Annotated in this window: 17 protein-coding genes; 7 read left to right on the top strand and 10 right to left on the bottom strand. The window is 50.8% G+C overall.

What is annotated here, in order from left to right:
- Window positions 1-34: 34 nt before the first annotated feature.
- Window positions 35-700, bottom strand: coding sequence for an HAD family hydrolase (locus AC0YNV_RS30395; protein ID WP_475771368.1), 666 nt, complete (start codon window positions 698-700; stop codon window positions 35-37).
- 316 nt (window positions 701-1,016) lie between these two features.
- On the opposite strand from AC0YNV_RS30395, the gene AC0YNV_RS30390 reads away from it, so the two are divergent.
- Together AC0YNV_RS30390 and AC0YNV_RS30385 are read left to right on the top strand one after the other, a co-directional pair.
- Complete coding sequence (locus AC0YNV_RS30390) at window positions 1,017-2,594, top strand: MDR family MFS transporter (protein ID WP_475771367.1); 1,578 nt, start codon at window positions 1,017-1,019, stop codon at window positions 2,592-2,594.
- A 5-nt stretch (window positions 2,595-2,599) separates the two neighbouring features.
- A complete protein-coding gene (locus AC0YNV_RS30385) occupies window positions 2,600-3,244 on the top strand; it encodes a PadR family transcriptional regulator (RefSeq protein ID WP_475771366.1) in 645 nt (214 codons plus the stop codon).
- Window positions 3,245-3,290: 46 nt separating this feature from the next.
- Here the strand turns inward: AC0YNV_RS30385 and AC0YNV_RS30380 are convergent, their stop codons facing one another.
- The 7 genes from AC0YNV_RS30380 to AC0YNV_RS30350 form a co-directional block, all read right to left on the bottom strand.
- Window positions 3,291-4,160: a sugar phosphate isomerase/epimerase family protein gene (locus AC0YNV_RS30380; protein ID WP_475771365.1), complete on the bottom strand. Its 870-nt coding sequence runs from the start codon at window positions 4,158-4,160 to the stop codon at window positions 3,291-3,293.
- On the bottom strand, window positions 4,160-5,152 hold the full coding sequence (locus tag AC0YNV_RS30375; protein WP_210044879.1) for a Gfo/Idh/MocA family protein: 993 nt from the start codon (window positions 5,150-5,152) through the stop codon (window positions 4,160-4,162). Before AC0YNV_RS30375 ends, AC0YNV_RS30380 begins: the two co-directional genes overlap by 1 nt.
- Before the next feature lie 522 nt (window positions 5,153-5,674).
- A complete protein-coding gene (locus AC0YNV_RS30370) occupies window positions 5,675-6,859 on the bottom strand; it encodes a Gfo/Idh/MocA family protein (protein ID WP_475771364.1) in 1,185 nt (394 codons plus the stop codon).
- 31 nt (window positions 6,860-6,890) lie between these two features.
- Window positions 6,891-7,721 (bottom strand): sugar phosphate isomerase/epimerase family protein, encoded by an 831-nt coding sequence (locus AC0YNV_RS30365; protein WP_475771363.1) that lies wholly within the window; start codon window positions 7,719-7,721, stop codon window positions 6,891-6,893.
- Window positions 7,722-7,732: 11 nt separating this feature from the next.
- Complete coding sequence (locus tag AC0YNV_RS30360; RefSeq protein WP_475771362.1) at window positions 7,733-9,034, bottom strand: ABC transporter substrate-binding protein; 1,302 nt, start codon at window positions 9,032-9,034, stop codon at window positions 7,733-7,735.
- 161 nt (window positions 9,035-9,195) lie between these two features.
- The gene (locus AC0YNV_RS30355) at window positions 9,196-10,038 is read right to left on the bottom strand and encodes a carbohydrate ABC transporter permease (protein ID WP_210044875.1); all 843 of its coding nucleotides are present in this window, start codon (window positions 10,036-10,038) and stop codon (window positions 9,196-9,198) included.
- Window positions 10,035-10,988 (bottom strand): carbohydrate ABC transporter permease, encoded by a 954-nt coding sequence (locus AC0YNV_RS30350; protein WP_210044874.1) that lies wholly within the window; start codon window positions 10,986-10,988, stop codon window positions 10,035-10,037. Before AC0YNV_RS30350 ends, AC0YNV_RS30355 begins: the two co-directional genes overlap by 4 nt.
- Before the next feature lie 120 nt (window positions 10,989-11,108).
- On the opposite strand from AC0YNV_RS30350, the gene AC0YNV_RS30345 reads away from it, so the two are divergent.
- From AC0YNV_RS30345 to AC0YNV_RS30330, 4 genes are all read left to right on the top strand, one after another.
- Entirely contained in the window at window positions 11,109-12,368 is a 1,260-nt protein-coding gene (locus tag AC0YNV_RS30345; RefSeq protein WP_475771361.1) for a response regulator, read from the top strand.
- A 26-nt stretch (window positions 12,369-12,394) separates the two neighbouring features.
- The gene (locus AC0YNV_RS30340) at window positions 12,395-14,182 is read left to right on the top strand and encodes a cache domain-containing sensor histidine kinase (protein WP_475771360.1); all 1,788 of its coding nucleotides are present in this window, start codon (window positions 12,395-12,397) and stop codon (window positions 14,180-14,182) included.
- Between the two features lie 51 nt (window positions 14,183-14,233).
- Window positions 14,234-15,340, top strand: coding sequence for a glycoside hydrolase family 88 protein (locus AC0YNV_RS30335; protein ID WP_475771359.1), 1,107 nt, complete (start codon window positions 14,234-14,236; stop codon window positions 15,338-15,340).
- Window positions 15,341-15,758: 418 nt separating this feature from the next.
- The gene (locus tag AC0YNV_RS30330) at window positions 15,759-16,790 is read left to right on the top strand and encodes a YheC/YheD family endospore coat-associated protein (RefSeq protein WP_475771358.1); all 1,032 of its coding nucleotides are present in this window, start codon (window positions 15,759-15,761) and stop codon (window positions 16,788-16,790) included.
- 177 nt (window positions 16,791-16,967) lie between these two features.
- On the opposite strand, the gene AC0YNV_RS30325 is transcribed toward AC0YNV_RS30330, so the two are convergent.
- On the bottom strand, window positions 16,968-17,834 hold the full coding sequence (locus tag AC0YNV_RS30325) for a BclA C-terminal domain-containing protein (RefSeq protein ID WP_475771357.1): 867 nt from the start codon (window positions 17,832-17,834) through the stop codon (window positions 16,968-16,970).
- Window positions 17,835-18,146: 312 nt separating this feature from the next.
- Window positions 18,147-18,881: an alpha/beta fold hydrolase gene (locus tag AC0YNV_RS30320; RefSeq protein ID WP_475771356.1), complete on the bottom strand. Its 735-nt coding sequence runs from the start codon at window positions 18,879-18,881 to the stop codon at window positions 18,147-18,149.
- 111 nt (window positions 18,882-18,992) lie between these two features.
- Between AC0YNV_RS30320 and AC0YNV_RS30315 the strand changes: the two genes are divergently transcribed.
- On the top strand, window positions 18,993-19,934 hold the full coding sequence (locus AC0YNV_RS30315; RefSeq protein ID WP_475771355.1) for a helix-turn-helix transcriptional regulator: 942 nt from the start codon (window positions 18,993-18,995) through the stop codon (window positions 19,932-19,934).
- Window positions 19,935-20,218: the final 284 nt, after the last annotated feature.

Below are 20,218 nucleotides of genomic sequence, written 5' to 3'. Positions count from 1 at the left end.
TGGCGTATAGTCAGCCTGTTCTACTGACGGTCCACTAATTGAAATGAACCCCATGCTGCGCCAGATAAGAGCGGAAATCCTCCAGGTTCTCAAATGACCGTTCAGGCGGAACCCGGTAATCCTTATCCTGAACCATGGACATCCACCTGGCCGCGAAGGTGCGCACGCCCGCATCCCGGCCCGCCTGCATATCATCATTGCTGTCGCCGACAAAAACCGTATGCTCGGGGCTCCAGCCCAGCTTATCCATAATACGGTGGATGCCTTCCGGCGAAGGCTTGGAATTCTCCACATCATCCCCTGTAACTACATGATTAAAAGGGACATTCCAGCCCAGTTTGTTAATGGAAATATCCAGCGTCCGTCGGGATTTGCCTGTAAACAGGGCCAGTCCTACGCCCGACTGCTGCAGATCCGCGAGCAGATCCGTGATGGCTTCATCGCGCTCAACCAGCTCTTCATGCTGCTGCTCATAATGAGCGACAAAATCCTCTACCGCAGCATCCACCATATCCCGATTGCCCAGATACTGATGGATAATGCGCAATTCGGTCGGACCCGTCATTTCATACAGATCCTCAATGATCAATTTCCGGTTGTCGTATTTTTCAAAAACAGATACACAGGCATGAAACATGACAGGCCATGTATTCGCCAACGTACCGTCAAAGTCAAATATGATGTGTTTGATATTACTCATATGGCTAACTCCCCATTCTGTGTCCTTATAAACTCTAATGTCCTTGTGCCCGCCTTATAGCCTTACGCCCCTATGCCTACGGGGTATAAGTAAAGAAAATTGCTTCAGTGCCGGAGAGGACAGCCTTGGCCGTTTCTTCATTATAGAAAAGTAAACATGAATCGCGCAATACTCCGCAGCTCGCCCGCCAGAGAATCAAAATATATTTATTGTAAATCGATCCCAGCCATTGATTTTTACTCAAATTTGAGTAGAATAGGTGAAGGCAATTCAAATTTGAGTACATAGGGGACTCAGCAGGGGAAGGAAGTTATTAATGGACGCCAAAAAAAGCAATACGAAACTGGTTATTGCCGGTTTGCTGCTTGGTCTGTTTATGGCCGCACTCGATCAGACGATCGTTTCCACAGCCATGACAAAAATCATTCAGAAGCTTGGAGGGCTGGATAAATTCGTCTGGGTCTACTCCGCCTATATGATCGCGATGGTTGTTTCAACACCGATTTTCGGCAAGCTGTCCGACATGTACGGCCGGAAACGGTTTTTTTTATCCGGTTTGTTGTTATTCATGGTGGGCTCGATTCTATGCGGTACGGCTACCAACATGGATCAGCTCATTATTTATCGTGCCATTCAGGGGATTGGCGGCGGAGCTTTGATGCCGATCGTATTTACCATCATTTATGATTTATTTCCGCAGGAGAAGCGTGGCAAAATGATGGGACTTTTCGGCGCGGTGTTTGGCGTATCCAGCGTATTCGGCCCTATCATGGGCGGACTGATCACGGATAATATCAGCTGGCGCTGGATATTCTACATCAATGTGCCAATCGGCATTCTTGCTTTTCTGTTTATTTTCCAGGCTTATCACGAGTCCAAGAATCACCGCAAGCAAAGCGTGGACTGGGTCGGCGCTATTCTTCTGACAGGAACTATTCTGTGCCTCATGTTCGGACTAGAGCTTGGCGGATCTGAAGGCTGGGCATGGGGATCGTGGAATACGGTCTCGTTATTCGTGGCCTCAGGCGTGCTCCTCGTTATCTTCCTGCTGGTAGAGAGAATCGCCAAGGATCCTATTATCCAGCTCAGCCTGTTCAAGAAACGGTTGTTTACGAGCAGCATGATGATCAGCTTGCTGTATGGCGGCGTCATGATCGCCGCTGCGACGTATATCCCGATCTTTATTCAAGGGGTATTCCACAAGACGGCTACGGAAACAAGCTCCGTGCTTACCCCGATGATGCTGGGCGTTGTCGCCAGCAGCCAGATCGGCGGACGGATCGTCAACCGATTCCGGTACCGCGATGTCATGATCGTCTCGGCCCTGTTCCTGCTGGTGGGCACATCCTTGCTCGGATTCGCGATGGATACCTCCACCAGCCGCCTCGTCATTACGTTGTTCATGATCATTGTCGGACTTGGCATGGGCGTATCCTTCTCGCTGCTCAATATCTCGACGCTTAATGCGGTGCCGCCCCAATACAAGGGCTCCGCTTCATCTTTGATCACATTCTTCCGGACGATCGGCTCCGCACTTGGTGTAACGGTATTAGGAGCGCTGCAAAAGCATGCCTTTCAAACCGGGGTTACGGAAATTCCGGATCTTGATCCCGGAATGGCCGCTCAGATCAAGGGAGGGCAGGCGCTTCTGGATCCAACCGTCCAGGCCCAAATGGGGTTGTCCCCGGAGCTTGTCAACACGCTTCTGGGCAAGCTTGCGGATTCCATCATCTTTATCTTCCAGTGGTCCGTTATTCTGCCGATACTTGCCCTGGTATTCGTTTTCCTGATGGGCCGTGCGCGGCTGGAAACCGCCAAGAGCGCCCAGCCAAGCCCCACCGGGCAGCAGGGTGAAACGGCTGTAAAACCGAATCCTTCCTTAAAAAGAGGATAATTGCGATGTCGATGAAGCTGCTTATCCTGGGACTGCTGATGGAGCGCGACCGGCATCCTTACGAAATCCGCCAGACGATCAAGCAACGGAATTGGAACGAAAGCTTCAAGCTTCGGGATGGTTCACTGTATTACGCAGTGGATCAACTGCGCGGGGATGGTCTTATCGAAGCCGCCGAGATTGTCTCCGTACCTGGCGTCAACAGACCGGACAAGACGATATACCGGATTACAGAATCCGGAAAATCGTCGTTCGAAGAGCTTCTGTACGCGCAGTTCAATCAAATTTCTTATCCGCAGCATCCGCTGTTTCTGACGCTGCCATTCGTCCGTTACGGGAATCCGCAGAAGGTCGAAGCCTTGATTGAGAAGCAAATAGCCCACTGTGAGGCCAGGATCCAGAGGATGCAGGTGGTGCTGAAGCTGAAGCAGACTTTCCTTCCCAGAGGCTCCGAGCTTATGATTCAAGGCTTTATCCAATTTAGTGAAACCGAGAAAAAATGGCTGGGCGAGATGCTGAATGATGCCCGCGAAGGGACGCTCTTCACCGGAGTAAAAATGTCTCTGGAAGAGATTCAATCCTATCTTGAGTCGCTTGCGGAAAACGGGGACATGGAACCGCCATTCTCACCTGGGTACAGAGAAAAATAAAAAACGACCACTTTCCGGTACTGATCCGGGAAGCGGTCGTTTGATTTTAACGGAAATACTTCGACAGATGCTCGGCGGCTTTCACGATACCCAGCCGCTCCGCTTCAAGCGAGCCCCAGTAGCGGTGGTCCTCCAGCTCGATGCTGACCGCTCCCTTATACCCGATACGATCGAGACGGACGGCGACTTTACTCCATTCCACCTCGCCATGCCCCGGTATAGTGTACCGCCATGAGCCTTCCGAGAAAGCGTATTTCGGACCAAAGGTTGCAGGAAGAACTCCGCATTCATACAGCTCGTCATGCAGAATTTCCGTATCCTTGCCGTGGCAGTGAACAATGCGGTCCCCGAATTCCGTAAGCGCGCGGAGATAATCAATCCCCAGCCGCACCAGATGCGAAGGATCATAATTCAGTCCGAAATGCCTGGAAGGAATGGCTTCGAACATCGCCCTCCACATTTCCGGCGTACAGCCAAGCGTCGGATAATGCGGAGCGGGTCCGGGCCACCCTTCGATTGCCATATAGATGCCGGTCTGCTCCGCGTGGCGGACCAGCTCCGGGAAGGTATCCTTCCATATCGCAAACCCTTCCTTGCGCGGAAGCGCAAGATCCTCGGGCACCAGACACATGAACATTACGCTTCCGCCCAGCTCCGAAATGGCGCTCATCTGCTGCTTGACCGATTCCACCGCATCTCCCCGCACGGCTTCATCCCGGCTTAACAGCTTCGACGTCTGCTGGGCATCAACTGAGCCGATGCCAATACCGGCCTGCTCGCATGCCTGCTTAATCTCCGGAGTCAGCTGCGGAACATCCAGAATATCCAGTCCAGCCTCTGCAGCCCACCTGGCGGTCTGGCTGATTCCTTCCGCACCGATCTTGGGCGGGATACGCATGCCGATTTGATAGCTCATCAGGCGGTTTCCTCCTCTTGTATAAGCGCTGCATCCGGCACATAACCGGCTGCCTGATAGATCATTTCCGACAGCTTGACAACCTTGAGGGCGAACTCGCCGGGGACGAGCACTTCATGACGGCCCAGAATCGCATCGATGAAGCTTTTGTCCTGATTGGTGGTTGGCTGCGGCAGATCCGGAACAATCGCTTCCTGCTTCAAGCGGCGCAGGGTGATCTTGCCGTTGTCGTAGAAAATCCCGCCGTCCTCCCCGCAGAAGACGAAGGTCTCATGCCAGCAGGGGGCAAAGCCGACCAGATTCAGACCCGCTACAGCACCCTCCGCAAACCGGATGGAAGTGAATGTATCGATCTCCACCGGCGCGCCATGCATATGCAGCTGCGGCTTGACATCCACTGGGGTAAGACCGGTGGTCCAGAGCAGCACGTCAATAATATGGCTGCCGGAATCCATTAGGAAGCCGCCGCCGGATAACGCCGGGTCCTGCCTCCACGAGCCAGGTGTCCCCTGGCGCCATTCCTGATAGAGCGAAGCGGTGACGGAGGTCAGCTTGCCGATCTCCCCGCTTGCGATGGCATCCCGGATGTATAGAAATTCAGGCTGAAAATGGCGCTGATAGGAGACCTGCATGATTTTGCCCGCCTGCTCGGCCGTGCGGATGAGCAGCTCTGCCTCCGCGGATGAGCAGGTCATCGGTTTCTCGATCAGCACATGCAGACCTTTGTTCAGCACGTCATTGGCCTGTTGAAAGTGCAGTGTATGCGGAGAGCAGATCACGACCGCATCCAGCTCCGCCTGCTCCAGCATTTCCTCATAATCGGAGAACAGGCCCGCATCCTGCAAGCCGTATTTCTCCACAAAAGCATTCCGGTTCACCTCGCTCGTATCCGCAAGAGCCGTTATCTGGACTTCCGGCAGCTGCAGCAGCTGTCTGGCATGCCATCCGGCTATGCCTCCCGTGCCGATGATTCCCACGCGAACTTTGCTCATAACTAAGTACCTCCCATAATGAAATGCAGTGCATAATCATGTTATCAGGCCAGCTCCACCAGAATTGCCGAATTATTCACAACACTCTCATTATAGAATTGTAAGCGCCTTCTAGCAATCCAAAAAACCGCCAGCTTTTTTAATCCCGCTGGCGGTTTATCATAGTTTTATTGAACGGGTGCGTCTCTACAAGTCCGGTGATTAACTGGCGGAGCAGGCGGAAATAGTCTGGAGAAGCGTAAGCTGAAAGCTTTCGCTAGAAAGCTGCTTCGCAAGCTTCCACTTACGGCCTTTGTACCCCGAATTTAACAATAGGGTTCAAAACCAATCACATTTATACCGCGATTGGTTTTGAACCAGGGTGACATAGCGATCCACGGTGTTTATTGTGGATTGCTCTGCACCAGAGGTATCCAAAATAAAAAAATTCAGGGGTACAACAGCTCCCCGACAAGTGGCAAGCGGCTAACCCGCTTGTCACACTTGCGAGTGTCGGAAGACGTTTCCGCATGCGCAGCCCGTCTAAACGGAGAAAGACTTGGATATATCCGCTTCTACATTTTCCTTCACCTGCTTGGTGAACTTGGAGGACTTGATCAGCTCCTGCAGCTTGCTTTCATATTCATCCGCGTCGAACGGAAGCTCAATCATCGCTTTCTTAAAGGAAGAAAGCATGATGCCGTTGCCGAGAGTCAGCCCCTTGACCCCCTCCTCGCCGTGGGCAATCAGGTCTCCGCCTCCGCTTAGAATGGCATTGAAGAACTTGTCGGCGACAACGCGGTGTCCGGTTGGCACATTGGTTTTGACCGGAATTTCCGTATACCAGCTTTCCACATTGCCGAAGCCGCTCTGGGACTCCCGCAGATGCTGGAGCATGGAAATACGATTTTTATATAATACGAGCTTCTCGTTCTCATAGATCAGCTTGCCGTTCTCCCCCACGATTTCGAAGCGGTTGGTTCCCGGGGATTCCGCCGTGGTCACGATAAAGTGGCCAATCATGCCGTTGTCATGCTCGAAATAGGCGGTCACTTCATCCTCGACTTCAATATTATGATATTTGCCGATATGGGCATGGGCGCTTATCCGGGCCGGAAGGCCGAACAGCCACTGGTACATATCCAGATTATGCGGACACTGATTCGTCAGGATGCCTCCGCCCTCTCCGGCCCAGGTTGCCCGCCAATCCCCGCTGTCGTAGTAGATTTGCGATCTGAACCATGCCGTGTTAATCCAGGTCACCCGGGTCAGCTGCCCGAGTTCTCCGCCGTCCACGATATCCTTCAATTTCTTGTAGAATGGCAGCGTGCGCTCTTGAAACATAATTCCGAATAACTGAGCCGGGTTACTTGTCTTAGCCTTCTGATAGGCCGCGATCATCTTGTTGGCATCATTGACATGGACGGCGATCGGCTTCTCGCACAGCACATGGAGGCCGCGCTCGAAAGCTTCAATCGCGATCGGGGTATGATCATAATGAGGAACCGCGATAATGACGGCTTCAAGCCCGGATTGTTCAAACAGCTCCTTATGGCTGTAATAGGCGGCCGTATTCGCTTCAGAGGCAAACCTGTCCGCCACTTCCTTCTTAACGTCGCATACGCCGACAAGCTCAACATTATCCATCGTTTGCAAATACCCGATATGGGTCCGCCCAATGTTGCCGAGTCCTATTAACCCGACCTTAACCTTCTTGTTCGTACTCATGCTTCCCATCTCCTCCAGTCTGATATAAGGATTAATTCCAAGCCATGGATTCTGCTTCAAGCAGCTTCTTCAACGCTTTTACGGCATGGACAAATCGCCCTGGTCCGTCCTGCTCCGGCAAATATTTGTGCAAATGCGGCTCGATCGAGAGAAAACCGGAGAACCCTGTCTCTTTCAGATTACGGATGAAAGCAATGAATTCTCCGTCTCCATCGCCTGCCGGCACGAAAATCCGCTTTTCCGCCATGGCATCTTTAATATGAACATATTCGAGGTAAGACTGCAATTTAGGCCAGGCATCCGAAACCGGCTTGACACCATTCATGACGAAATTGCCGGGATCAAAAGCCATCCGCAATCTTGGGCTGCCGCAGGCATCCAGCAAATCCAGGCACCGCTCGTCGATATCTCCATACACATGGCTTTCATTTTCCAGAAGCAGTGTCACCTGACTCTGTGCGGCAACTTCAATGAGCTGTTTCATCCGGGAAATCACTTCCTCCTTAAAGGAAGACGGCTCCTCCCCTTCGGGAATGAAGTAGGAGAAAATCCGGATATATGGAGCTTCCAGGTAATTGGCAATCTCGCAAGCCCGCCTGATGCTCGCCAGCTCGACGGAAAAATCATCGCGAATCCCGTATTTGCCCACGGGCGAGCCAATGGAGGAAATTTTGAAGCCGCGTGCATTCAGCCGTTCCTTAACCTCGCTTAATTCCGTATCCGACAGCTTGAGCACATTCTTCCCGTCCACGCCCCGGAATTCAATATGGGATATTCCTTCGGCTTCCATTACATCCATCTGTTCTTCCAGGTCCGGTGAAATTTCATCGGCAAAACCGGTAATCGTCAGCAAGGCGGACATCTCCTCTATCCTTAATTTTCGTATTCGGACGCTTTACTCTTCAAATCGTCAAAGGCCTGCTCCGGCGTTGTTTTGCCGAACATCAAGGACTCGGTGATTGAAGTGTACTCTTTGGATTCAAAATTGATCCATCCCTTGGCCCCAGGGTTGAACGGCTGCGCTCCCGGAGTGGCTTTCTCGATCATTTCGACTGTCAGTTTATCTGCTGGAGTAAACTTGGGCTCCAATTCAGCTACGATTTTACTGGATGCCGGTACGCCGCGTGTGGTTCCTGAAATTTCCCCGACTTCGGGGTCATTGATAAACCAGTCGATAAACTTCATCGCCTCCTCTTTATTCTTGGAGTCCTGGCTTACACTGAAGAAGAATGTCGCCTTGAGCCAACTGCCCGCTTGCTCGCTTTTGGGCATGGCGGAGACGCCTATACTGCCGGGCTTCAAGCTCTCCCACGAGGAGGCTTGGGCTGCATGAGCATTTCTGAAAATAATTCTACTGTTGATCATAAGATCAAGCTTGGGATCCAGCTCTTTATCGCCAACCTGCACATCCGGAGGGGGGACAATGCCTTCTTTTCTAAAGTCACTGAAAATATTAACCCATTCCAACCAAGTATCCCTGTCGAAATTGAATTTGCCATCCATCGTAATCGGGAGGCCTTTTCCTTTGCTCAATTGATAGGAATAATAAGCCTCTTTGCTGGATGTTCCATCCTGCATGACGTATTGGTCTTTGCCAAGCTTCGCCTTGATGTCACGGGCCAGCTGGAAATATTCATCCCAGGTGATGCCGTCCTTGAGCTCAAAGCCGAGCTTTTCCAGCGATGCCTTATCATAAATGATGCCCCACGCATTATTGCCGAGCGGTATGGCGGTTTGCTTGCCATTGAACTGCCCCGTTTCCGCGAGCTTCGGATCGATATCCGCGATATTGATACTGCTAAGGTCGGCCAATTGGTTTCTTGCATTCCAGTCCGCCAGCCAGGCCGCGTCCATCTGGATAATATCCGGCGTGTTTTTGGCTGCGGCTTGCGTGGTCAGTTTATCAATATACCCGTCGAATCCCGAATATTCCGGTTCAAACGTGACATTCGGATTTTCCTTCGTGTACAAATCGAGAATCTTGAGGGTGGCGTCATGCCGGGGCTGGGATCCCCACCAATTGATGCGAAGCTTCACCGGCTTGCTGCCAGTCTCCGCCGGTTGATTGTTTCCCGTCGTTTCCGCTCCCGGCGATGCGCCCCCGCAGGCGGTCAGCGATATTCCCATTACAGCTGTCAGTACCGTGAGAATGACTTTTTTCCGCATTTTCAACATAAACGGCATGTCCCCTTTGATTAGTATTCTACTTGCCTGGCACAACTTCCTGTTTGACTTTTCCGGAAAGTTAAACGCTTACAGCCCCATCATAGCAACATGACAGGCCCATTAATATAATACTAAAACACAATTTGTTTCAATATTGTCAGAATATAGATCTAACCCTTGATGCCTGAAGTGGCGATCCCTTCAACAAAATGCTTTTGGGCGAGGAAGAAGATAATCGCCGAAGGGATGACGGACACCAGACCCATGGCCAAGAGCTGTCCCCATTCCTGGACCGACTGCGAATCATTGAACATGCGCAGCGCCAGGCCAACCGTATATTTATCAACTGAATTAATATACAGCAGATGGCCGAAGAAGTCGTCCCAATTCCACAGGAAGCAGTAGATGAACACGGTAACAAGCGCGGGTTTTGTTAAAGGAATGACAATTCTCCAATAAATTCCAAACCAGCTGCAGCCGTCGATTTTGGCTGATTCATCCAGTTCTCTGGGAATCCCTCTAATAAATTGCACAAGCAGGAATACGAAGAATGCGCCCCCCGACCCGCCTGCAAGAGAATGGGGAACAATGAAGGGCAAATAAGTATTTACCCAGCCAAGGCTGTGAAACAGCGTATATTGCGGGATAATCGTCACCTGTCCGGGAAGCATGAGCGTTAGCATCAAAATGGAAAACCAGAAATTGCGAAGCGGAAAATCCAGCCTGGCAAAACCAAAAGCGACAAGGCTGCAGGATAGAACCGTCGTAATCAGAATGCCAAGCTCCAGCTGCAGGTTATTGAGATAGAAATCGGTAAAGGAGTGGCCGGGTATGGCGTACCAGCCATCCTTGAAATTGCTCCACAGCGGACTTGCCGGAAACAAACCGGGCAGGCTCATCTCCTGATTCGATTTCAGGGAAGCGCCGACCCACCAGATGACGGGATAAATCATAATCAAGCTGAGCAAAATGAGTCCCAAATGCCTGAACAGGATATTCCGTCTCACGTTCATCGTCTTTTCCTCCCTTCATCTTCATAAAACACCCAATACTTCGAGGTCAGGAATATAAGTGCCGTTGAAGCTACTATAATCAGGAGCATGATCCAGGCAAGGCCCGAGGCATATCCCATTTGAAGCCTGCTGAAAGCGCGTTCATATAGATAAAGCGAGTAGACGTAAGTCGAGTTGGCGGGTCCGCCGTTCGTGATGATCATCGCCGGGGTGAACATTTGGAAGGCTCCAATAATTCCCATCACGGTATTGAAATAGATCGTGGGCGAAAGCATAGGAAGTGTAATCCTAAAAAACTGCCTCACCTTGCCCGCCCCGTCAACAGACGATGCTTCGTACAGATCACCAGGTATCTGCTTCAGCCCGGCAAGAAAAACAACCATGGCGGAACCGAACTGCCAGCCCACGAGCAGCACCAGCGTCCATAACGCTGTATCGGGATTGGTCACCCATCCGGCCCCTTGTATGCCGAATTCGGCCAGTATATTGTTAATGAAGCCTTCTTTCCCGAAAATGTTTTTCCATAGAATCGATACGGCGATACTGCCTCCAATTAAGGAAGGAAAATAAATCGCCGTCCTGTAAGCTGACATACCTTTTACATTTTTTGCAAGCAATATAGCCACGAACAAGGCAGCAATCAGTCTTAACGGGGTTGAAGCCGCAACATAAAGGAATGTCACCTTGACCGCTTGTATAAAGCTATCATCTGATGTTAATATTTTGTTGTAATTGCTAAGCCCTACCCAATTAGGCTTTTCAAGGAGGGAGAAATCGGTAAAGGAATAATAGAGAGACTGCACAATGGGATACAAGGTCAGGCCGAGCAGGCCGACCAGCCACGGCGAAATGAATAAATAGCCGGCAATCGGCGACTCCCAACGCTTGATCCTGGGTTTGTGGCGCTTGGCCGATGGCAGGGGTATTGTCGATGTCGAACCGTCTTTCATGAAGTCCACCTCATTTACTGTGATTTTCTCTAATTATAGTTTTCAGCAGGCTGCAAACCTATGAGGGTATATCACTATTTCTTTCAAATTAGTCCTACATTCTCAGCGGGAGGGATATCCATGTGGAAAATCGCAATCATCGATGATGACCGGCAGGTACTTAAAGGAATGAAGCAGGTGATTCCCTGGAAGGAGATCGGCGCCGAATGGGCGGGAGAAAGCACGAACGGCGCCAAGGGGCTTGAGCTGATCCGCCAAACGAAACCGGATATCGTCATTACGGATGTTTATATGCCTGTCATGGACGGGCTGAAAATGATCGAGCAGCTGCGGGAAGAACGCTTTGGGGGCAAGTTTCTCATTCACAGCGGCTATTCCGATTTCGAATTTGCCCGCAAGGCATTGAGGCTGAACGTGGAAGACTATTTATCCAAGCCCGTGTCCAGACACACGCTCCGCGAAGCGCTTCAGCGCGTTATCCAGGCGGTCGAGCAGGAGAACCAGCTCCGGAAGGAGCAAAACGAGCTCAAGGAAAAGGTCGGCCTGTACGAGCCGTTAGCCCATAAGGAGTGGCTGAAAACCGCGGTTACGGGCAGCATGGATCACTGGAACAAAGAGCATCCGCTGTTCAGCAGCGGCATTGACCGAAGCCATCTGGTTCTCGGAATTGAAATCATGAGGACAACGCGCATTGCCGAGGTTGGCACTTCCGACCGTTTTCTGTTCCGTTTTGCCATTCAGAACATCATTCAGGAAATTCTGGGCGAAGAAAATCTTTCGTTCGACTTCGTCGAACTGCATGGCTATCATGCGGCATTGATCATACATGTTGATCAGGACGCCACATACGAGGAGCTTAAGGACGGCATTACGGCAATCGCCGGGAGAATTATCGAATGCGTGCATAAGTATCTATATGTTTCGCTCCGTATCGGTATCGGCGGCCTCAAGAAGCATTGGTCCAAGCTGTCCGATTCATTGGAGGAAGCATTCCACTTTCTGACCCAGGAGGCTTCCGTCATTCCCGCCTCCAGCTTGTACGAATATCACGATTCGGGCAAGCGCTCCCACAAACAGGCTGTCGATTTTATGAAGCAGTATATTCACGAGAACTACACGCGGGAAATCACATTGGCCGAGCTCGCCGATAAGGTGTTTATCTCGCGGAATTACTTAAGCCTGATTTTTAAAAATGCTACCGGGGAAACGATCAACAACTACATTATCCGGGTGCGGATGGAGAAGGCCAAAAGCCTGCTGTTGATGGGGACGCTGAAAATTTACGAGATTGCGGAGAGTGTCGGGTACAAGAATATTCCTTATTTCAGTACGACGTTCAAAAAGCATTTTGGTGTCACCCCGGCGGAACTGAGCAGATAAAGTCACTTTTGAGGGTGTGAGAATAAATGAAGCATATATTCAAAAAATATCCGATTTATTATTTGCTGTACGGCGGATTTTCCGGCTTTATGGTCATCCTTCTGGTTGTGGTGATCGGACTTGCTTATTCGCTGTCCGCGCAGGAAATGGTGAAGAACACGTCTTATTATCAGCAAAATGTGCTGAACGAGCTGAACAGCAAAATCGGCATTCAAATGCGTTCGTTCGAGCAGACCTCCCTCGCGGCCTCAAGAAACCCTCTATTATCAGACTACTCCCAGTCCAAAGACAATTATTCCGATCATACCAGGAGCGCGGAGATTGAAGAATTTCTCGCCAATATCACGTATGCTACGCCGATGATATCCTCCATCCAGTTCTACACGAAGAATGCCATTCCCAGCCAATCGCAGACTCCGGTCGTATTTATCGAAGAAGAGAAAGCCAGGAAAGAGATCTGGTACGACTGGGTCCAGAAGGCGGATTTCACCTGGATCGGCGAGCGGATGATCACGCTGTTCAACGGCGAATTTGCCGTTATCAGCTTTGCCCGGAAGGTCTATTCCCCCTCCGGCGAATACAGCGGATTACTGCTGTTGAACATTAAAGCCGCAGCCATTCAGGCTCTGGTCCAAGGGGAGACGGCCGATGCCAACCGCATTCTGCTGGATTCCGGGGGGAGGGCAATTACCTCTATAGGAGACCCGGAGCTCCGGGATAATTTAGGCGATTTTCTTCCTTCCATGAACGACGAGTCCGGATATTTAAGAGTGAAAACGGAAGGCTATACGCTGGCCAACGCCAACAGCCATCTGATGGTGTGGTCCAAGCACTTTAATTCGGATTGGACAATCGTGGAATTCACGCCCTGGAAGCAGATTACTTCGAGCAGCGTTCATAATGCGTTTATTTTGTCCCTTGTCGGGATACTGACCATCTTTCTGGCGTTATTCTTCACTTTATTGTTCTCCAACCAGTTTATCAAGCCGATCCGGCTGCTGCTGCATGAGATGGGCCGATACACGACGAATGCCAATAAAGTGAAGCTCCCGGAGGATTATACGAATGAATACGGCGTATTGTTCTCGGGCTACAGAAAGCTGATGGACCGCATTCAGGAGCTGTATCAATCCCTGGAAAATCAGTACAAAAGGCAAAAGAAAGCGGAGATCATGGCGCTGCAGGCGATGATCAATCCGCATTTTCTCTACAACACCCTGGACCAGCTGAATTGGATGGCCCTTGGGGCCGGTCACGATAAGATGAGCGAAATACTGGAGCTCATGGGCAAAATGTTCCGGATCGGCTTGTCCAACGGCGAAAGCCTGATAACGATCCGCGAAGAGCTTATGCATGCAAGCTGCTATATGCAAATTCAGCAGCTGCGCTGGGAGGAAGGTTTAACCGTGCAGGTCGAGGTGCCGGAGCATCTGGAAGCCTTTTATATTCCGAAAATGACTTTGCAGCCCTTTATCGAGAATGCCATTATGCATGGCTTCGACGGAAGAGCAGCCGGGAGCATCAGGATCCATGCGGCCAGAGAGCCCTATGCGGAAGCCATTATGATAACGATAGCGGATGACGGAGTCGGGCTCAAAGCGAACTGGAATTCCGACAAGAACGGCAAGACCGGCGGGTACGGAATCCGCAATGTGAAAGAAAGATTCGAGGCCTTCTTCGGGGCGGCCTATGGGATTGAAATCAGAAACAAGGAGCCCGGCGGCGGGGTAGTGGTATTCATCCGGATTCCCTTGCTGAGCAATCAACATGACAATATAGGAACGTTTTCTCACAATCTACCGCCACTTTTTTAATTCTGAAAGCGCTACACTTATCATATAAACCAACCTATGGAGGTAGAGAGAATGACCCCGTCCTACTGGCAGGAAGTAATAAGCCGTCTTGATGCCAAGATCGGCAATTCGATCGGCAAGCTTGCGGGGACCTATCCCCATTTTGCCGGAGAAGATGGCAAATTCGATAACATCGGCTCGGACTGGTGGACAACCGGCTTCTATCCGGGAATGCTCTGGATTATGTACGACATGACAGACAAGGAGCGCTACAGGGAAGCGGCCTGGAATTATGATCAGGTATTGGAGGAATGGTTCGTCAAACCGACCGAGGAGCTGCACCATGATGTCGGCTTTCAGTTCTTGTCGACCGCGGTTATCAAGCATAAAATGACGGGGGATGCGGACGGCTTCCGGAGGGGCATCGAAGCCGCCAATTTTCTTGCCGGCCGGTATAACCCCGTCGGACGCTTCATCCGCGCGTGGAATGCCGACAGGCATGGCTGGGCCATTATCGATTGCATGATTAATATCTCGCTTCTCTTCTGGGCAAGCAAAGTAAGCGGAGACCCCCGGTACAAGCATATTGCCATTGCGCATGCTGAGACGACCATGGAATATGGCATCCGCGAAGACGGGTCCACAAAACATATTTTGTCCTTCGATCCGGAGAACGGCGGATTCATCGAATCCTTCGGGGGGCAGGGCCATTCAGTGGAATCCTGCTGGAGCCGCGGCGCTTCCTGGGGACTGTACGGCTTTATCAATACCTACCGGAACACTGGCGATGTACGTTTCCTCAACACGGCCAAACGGATCGCGCATTATTTTATCGCAGCTTTGCCGGAGGATCATGTCCCGTACTGGGATTTCCGGCTGGAGTCGCTGGAAGGCCAGTCAAGAGACAGCTCGGCCGCAGCTATTGCAGCTTCCGGCCTGCTGGAAATCGCGGAAGTCGTGCCTGCAGGGGAGAAACAGCTGTACCTCGGAGCAGCCGGGCGGATCCTTCGTTCTCTAACCGAGAATTACGCCACATGGGAACTGCCGGAGCATGAAGCTATTCTGCTCCACGGTGCTGGAAGCGGCACCTCTTTCATTGATGTCTCTCTCATATATGGAGACTATTACTATGTGGAAGCAGTCGCCAAATTAAGCGGCTGGAAGCATCGGATTTATTAATCGGCTTAAGATGACGGCACACAGCAGGGGCTGGCCGTTGCCTGCAGCACAGTCCTTGGACTGCAGGCCATCCAGCCGCAATATCTATAACCAAAGGGTTGAGCAGGAGACTTCTATCGCTGCAGCCCTTTTTTCTATGTGGTCCCGGAGCCCGGGAGGGCCTGATCATTTACCCGTTAAGACGCAAGCTCCTCATAAATGAATACAACTGCCTGCATAATATCAAATGCATAAACCATCCGCACAAAACAGCCTTTTCTTATAGTAGTAGAAAGGCTTTGCTCGAATCAATTTTTTCCCAATCGCGGAAAAGGGTGCAAACACATATTTTTCCTCAAGTGTATTGTTGTCCAAGCGTTTCCTTATTTGAGACATACCCTGTTCTTGACAGGCTTTTCGGGAATAGGAGAGATAAAGAATGTACAGAACCGGAACTTTACTCGGCATTATGGTCGCTACCCGCAAAATAAGAAAATCTTCGCTTATCAACTATCTTCGGCACAACACAACCCATTTCAAACTTTTCTGTTTCACACCGGCCGATATCGACTGGCAGCGGAACAGGATTACCGGACTTCACCGCTCCAGAGGCAAATGGGCGATTAGCATATTTCCTTTTCCGAAGGTGATCTACAACCGCTGTTATGAGCTGAAACAAGAGATGATTGAACAACTGGAAGCCGTAATCGGACGAAACAAATGCTTCAACCATATCAATCATCTCAATAAATATGAAACTCACAATCATCTAACCAAGTCGCTTGTTCCTTATCTGCCCGAGACCCTTCCTTTTGACCGGAAGAACGCGGCCGATATGCTTGCTGCTCATAAACTTCTCTATCTCAAGCCTTGTTACGGCAATAAGGGCAAAGGGGTATATCGAATAGAACTGAAAGATTCCGGTGAAATCCACATCGGCGAGCATTATATTCAACCCAGTATCATAGCCAGCAATATTCCGCAGTTTCTGGAGAGCGTTCAAACTCTTCTCGGCTCCGAACCGTACATCATACAAAGGGGAGTCCCTACACAGCGATTAGCCGGGAGAATCTTCGACATTCGCGTGCTTGTGCAAAAAAATAAGACGGGCATATGGTCTGTAACCAGTGTAATCAGCAGAGTGGCCTATAAAGGATGCTTTAACACCAGCATATTTGAGAAGATGTGCTCGTCTATAGAGGCGTTCAATTATTTATATCCGCAAGAACAAGCCGGCGCCATTTTAAACCGGATTCATGAGATCAGCTTGCAGGCCGCAAAAACCATCGAGACAGGCAGCGGCCTGCATTTAGGGGAGCTTAGCGTCGATTTGGCGCTGGACAACGATTGTCATCCCTGGATTATTGAAGTAAACGGCAAACCGCAAAAGAGTCTGTATCAAGCTTTCCGCAATAAAAGCACCGTCTATAAGAGGCCATTGGAATATGCCCATTTTCTGCAGAATCGCTGATCCCCATGCTTTAAAGCTATGCGGGTGTCACCTCTTCCGTCTTAAGAGAAGACCGACAGGACTTTTGTAAAGAATGGACAAACCTTCACCCTGAAACCGCATCTCCAAGACAAATCAGCAAAGAAGCAGCTCCGGGAAAAAGAGCTGCTTCCGGCTGTACCTGATCTATTCGCGGGTCTAAGCCAATCTCTTGATAACAACAGAGGCGTTCACGTTGGCTTGCGTGCCTCCTGCCAGCGACTGAAGGGTAACTGCGGCAGATGAGCTATGATTGCGAAGCGTGAGCACATCGCCGGAAGCCAAAGCGATTATAGCCTGCCCGTTGTTTTGCTGCGTGCCGGCACCGGAGCCGTATATAGTTCCGGCAACCAGAGCCCCATTCAGGAATAGTGCGAACTGGTTAGGCTCCACACCCGACACGGAAAAAGTAACCTCATAGGTACCCGCATCGGTAACTGCGATCTGAGTTGTTCCGGGGGCATGCGTAATTCCAGGCGTCAGAAGACCATTCGTATCGAAGATAACATCCGCCTCTATAGGAACCACTCGGGATGCCAGGTTATAAACATACCCGAACTGGGAAATCCCTCCGGCAGGGCCTGTAGCTCCTGTTGCTCCAACAGCACCCACGCTTCCCGCAGCTCCTACACTGCCTGCAGCTCCTACACTGCCTGCAGCGCCTACAGTGCCCGCTGCGCCTACGCTTCCCGCGGAGCCTACTGTGCCTGCGGGGCCTACCGCACCTGCGCTGCCTACACTGCCTGCCGTACCAACAGATCCGGCAGCTCCTACGTTGCCTACTGAACCGGCAGATCCTACACTGCCTGCTGTGCCTACATTGCCTGCAGCTCCTACATTGCCTGCAGCTCCTACACTGCCTGCGGCCCCTACCGCTCCCGCAGCCCCTATTTCAGCTCCTTGAGGAAGATTGACAACCACCACTTGCTTTTTGACGACGATTTTCTTGCAGCAGCAATTTTTCTTCGGGCGACGGATTTTTCGCTTGACTGTTTTCTTTTTACAGTCTTTTTTTGGTTTTATCACAGGACAACCCAATTCACACACACCTCCAGTTAGATTTGATGTATAGTACTCCATCGATCTATCGAAGGCATGGACATTTGTCTTACAGCTCATAGACTCCTATCTATTTCTATTGAAAATAGGCGTTTGTACAAGGTACATTCATCCGTAAAGTACATAAAAGTGTTTATCTATCCCGGCACGACTATTTTAATAGAATCATATACTACCAACGGGACAACTCAATAAAGCATCTCAACAAACCCTCCTTTATGAACTTAAGTGAGGGTTCTTTTTTGTCCAGGCGGCATCCGGTTGCGGCGTGCTCCCCTTTTATTGGAGGGGCAGCTTCGCCAAAAAGGTCTGCAACGCAAGGCGCAATCCGTCCGGATCGCTGAGCATTGGCAGGTGGCCTGTGTTCAAGCTGGCAATGTGCTCAGGGGTAAAGTTTGCAATCATTTTGTCCTGCTGAGCCTTACTGAGCTCTCTATCGTTCAGCAGTTTAATATACAGCTTCGGCACCGGAGGAATATCCGCATTTGATCGGTCCGTGTAGACGCGGACCGATTCCGGGACAAACTCCCGCACAACCTCTGCCGCCTGTTCCGGCGACAAATCATGGCATAAACCCGAACGGATGGCAGATTCGGGGGGCCGTGTGCCCAGCTTTCGCAGCAGGATTGACATGAGAAGACGTTTGGGGAATGGCAAAATGGAAAGAAAGGACCCGCCATTCCCGGGGATTGCCGCTCCGACGGCCGCGAATCCGGCCAGACGCCCGGACAACCCCGCGGCAGCCTTCAGAGCGGGAATTCCCCCGAGCGAATGGGCCACAATAATGAATTTTTTTACTTCCCATTCCTCTATTTGTTCCCGGATATAGGCCGTATAATGATCCAGTGAAAGTCCTTGCGCTGTTTCGTTATTGCCGTCGCGCAGCGGGAAGTCAACCAATAAACAGGGATTTTCCAATCCTTCAACGACCTGCTCCCAAATTCCGCGATTCAGGCCCGCACCATAAATAAAGACCAGACCGATCCTGTCTCCGGATTGTTGTTTAACGTTCATCCCGATTCCCCCTCCAGTTGATATCTCTTCATAGAGATCTTATCGTATAAACCGGTCAATTTCTGTCCTATTATTATGGTAAAATAAAAAAAACGGAGGAGGGGATGGTATTTGTTAAAGGCGCAGCGGCTTATCCGGCTTATTATGATAATTAACGCCAAAAAATCCTTTACCGTTCAGGAGCTCGCGGATGAATTCGGACTGTCCTACCGGACGATAACCCGCGATTTGCTGGAGCTCAGTGAGCTTGGCGTTCCCATCTATTCCGTCCAGGGGAGGGGAGGCGGCTATAAGCTGCTGCAGGACCGGATACTGCCGCCGATCGCATTCACGGAAAGCGAAGCGGTGGCTCTGTTTTTCGCCTGCCAGTCCCTGCAGTATTTCGGCTCATTGCCTTTTGACGAGGGAGCAAGCTCCGCGCTTCACAAGTTTTATCATTACCTGCCTGCTGACGTCAAGGAACAAATAGACCGATTGCAAAACAAAGTGGCCATCTGGAGCCCTCACCGCAGAATGTCTCCGGACTGTCTGCGAACACTGCTGCAGGCCATCATGATCCGTAAAGTGGTAACGATCGAATACAGCTCGCGCAGCGGCACGACAGAGCGGAATATTCAGCCGATCGGCCTCTATTCGAGCGATGGCTACTGGTATTGTCCCGCTTACTGTATACTGCGCAGCGAGCAGCGATTGTTCCGTGCAGACCGGATTCTCTCTGCCACCTTGAACGATGCCATACCGTGGTCGGATGATGTGGAGCAATGGAATCTGCAGAATACGCCTGAAAAAAGCCGGTCGGAGCAAACTTCTCTGACCATCGAGCTCACTCCTAATGGTGTGTGGGCGCTCGAAGCGGATATCTGGTTCGGTTCTGCCCTTGAACGCCGCGAAGACGGCAGCGGCACGGCAACTATTCTGGTCCCTGTTGAAAATCTGAAGTTTTATGTGGATCTGATCTGGAAGCTGGGGGGAGACGCCAGGATTCTGTATCCCGCTCAGGCCATTGCGTATACAAAACAAAAGCTCCAGGCCATGAATTCGCAATATCTCTGATTGCTACACAGCAGACAATGTCAGACGGATATCTCATTGATCCCCCTGATCCCAAGGATATCCTCCAATAAGGAAATTCATGCTCTTATTCGGTATCTTTTGGACCTCTAGCAAGGAATAACCTCACTGTACCCGCTGCTGGATACCGTTCAGTCACTTAAAGGTGCTCTTATAAGGATTTTCCTGCTTGCATGCGCTCACGCAGCATTTCTTCACCTCTAATAAGGAATAACCTCACTGTTCCCGCTTCAGGGTACCATTCAGTCTCGTAGTGGTGCTCTTAT

It is taken from the genome of Paenibacillus sp. JT31N11 (assembly GCF_056269285.1).
This window is presented reverse-complemented; position numbering and strand designations above follow the sequence as displayed.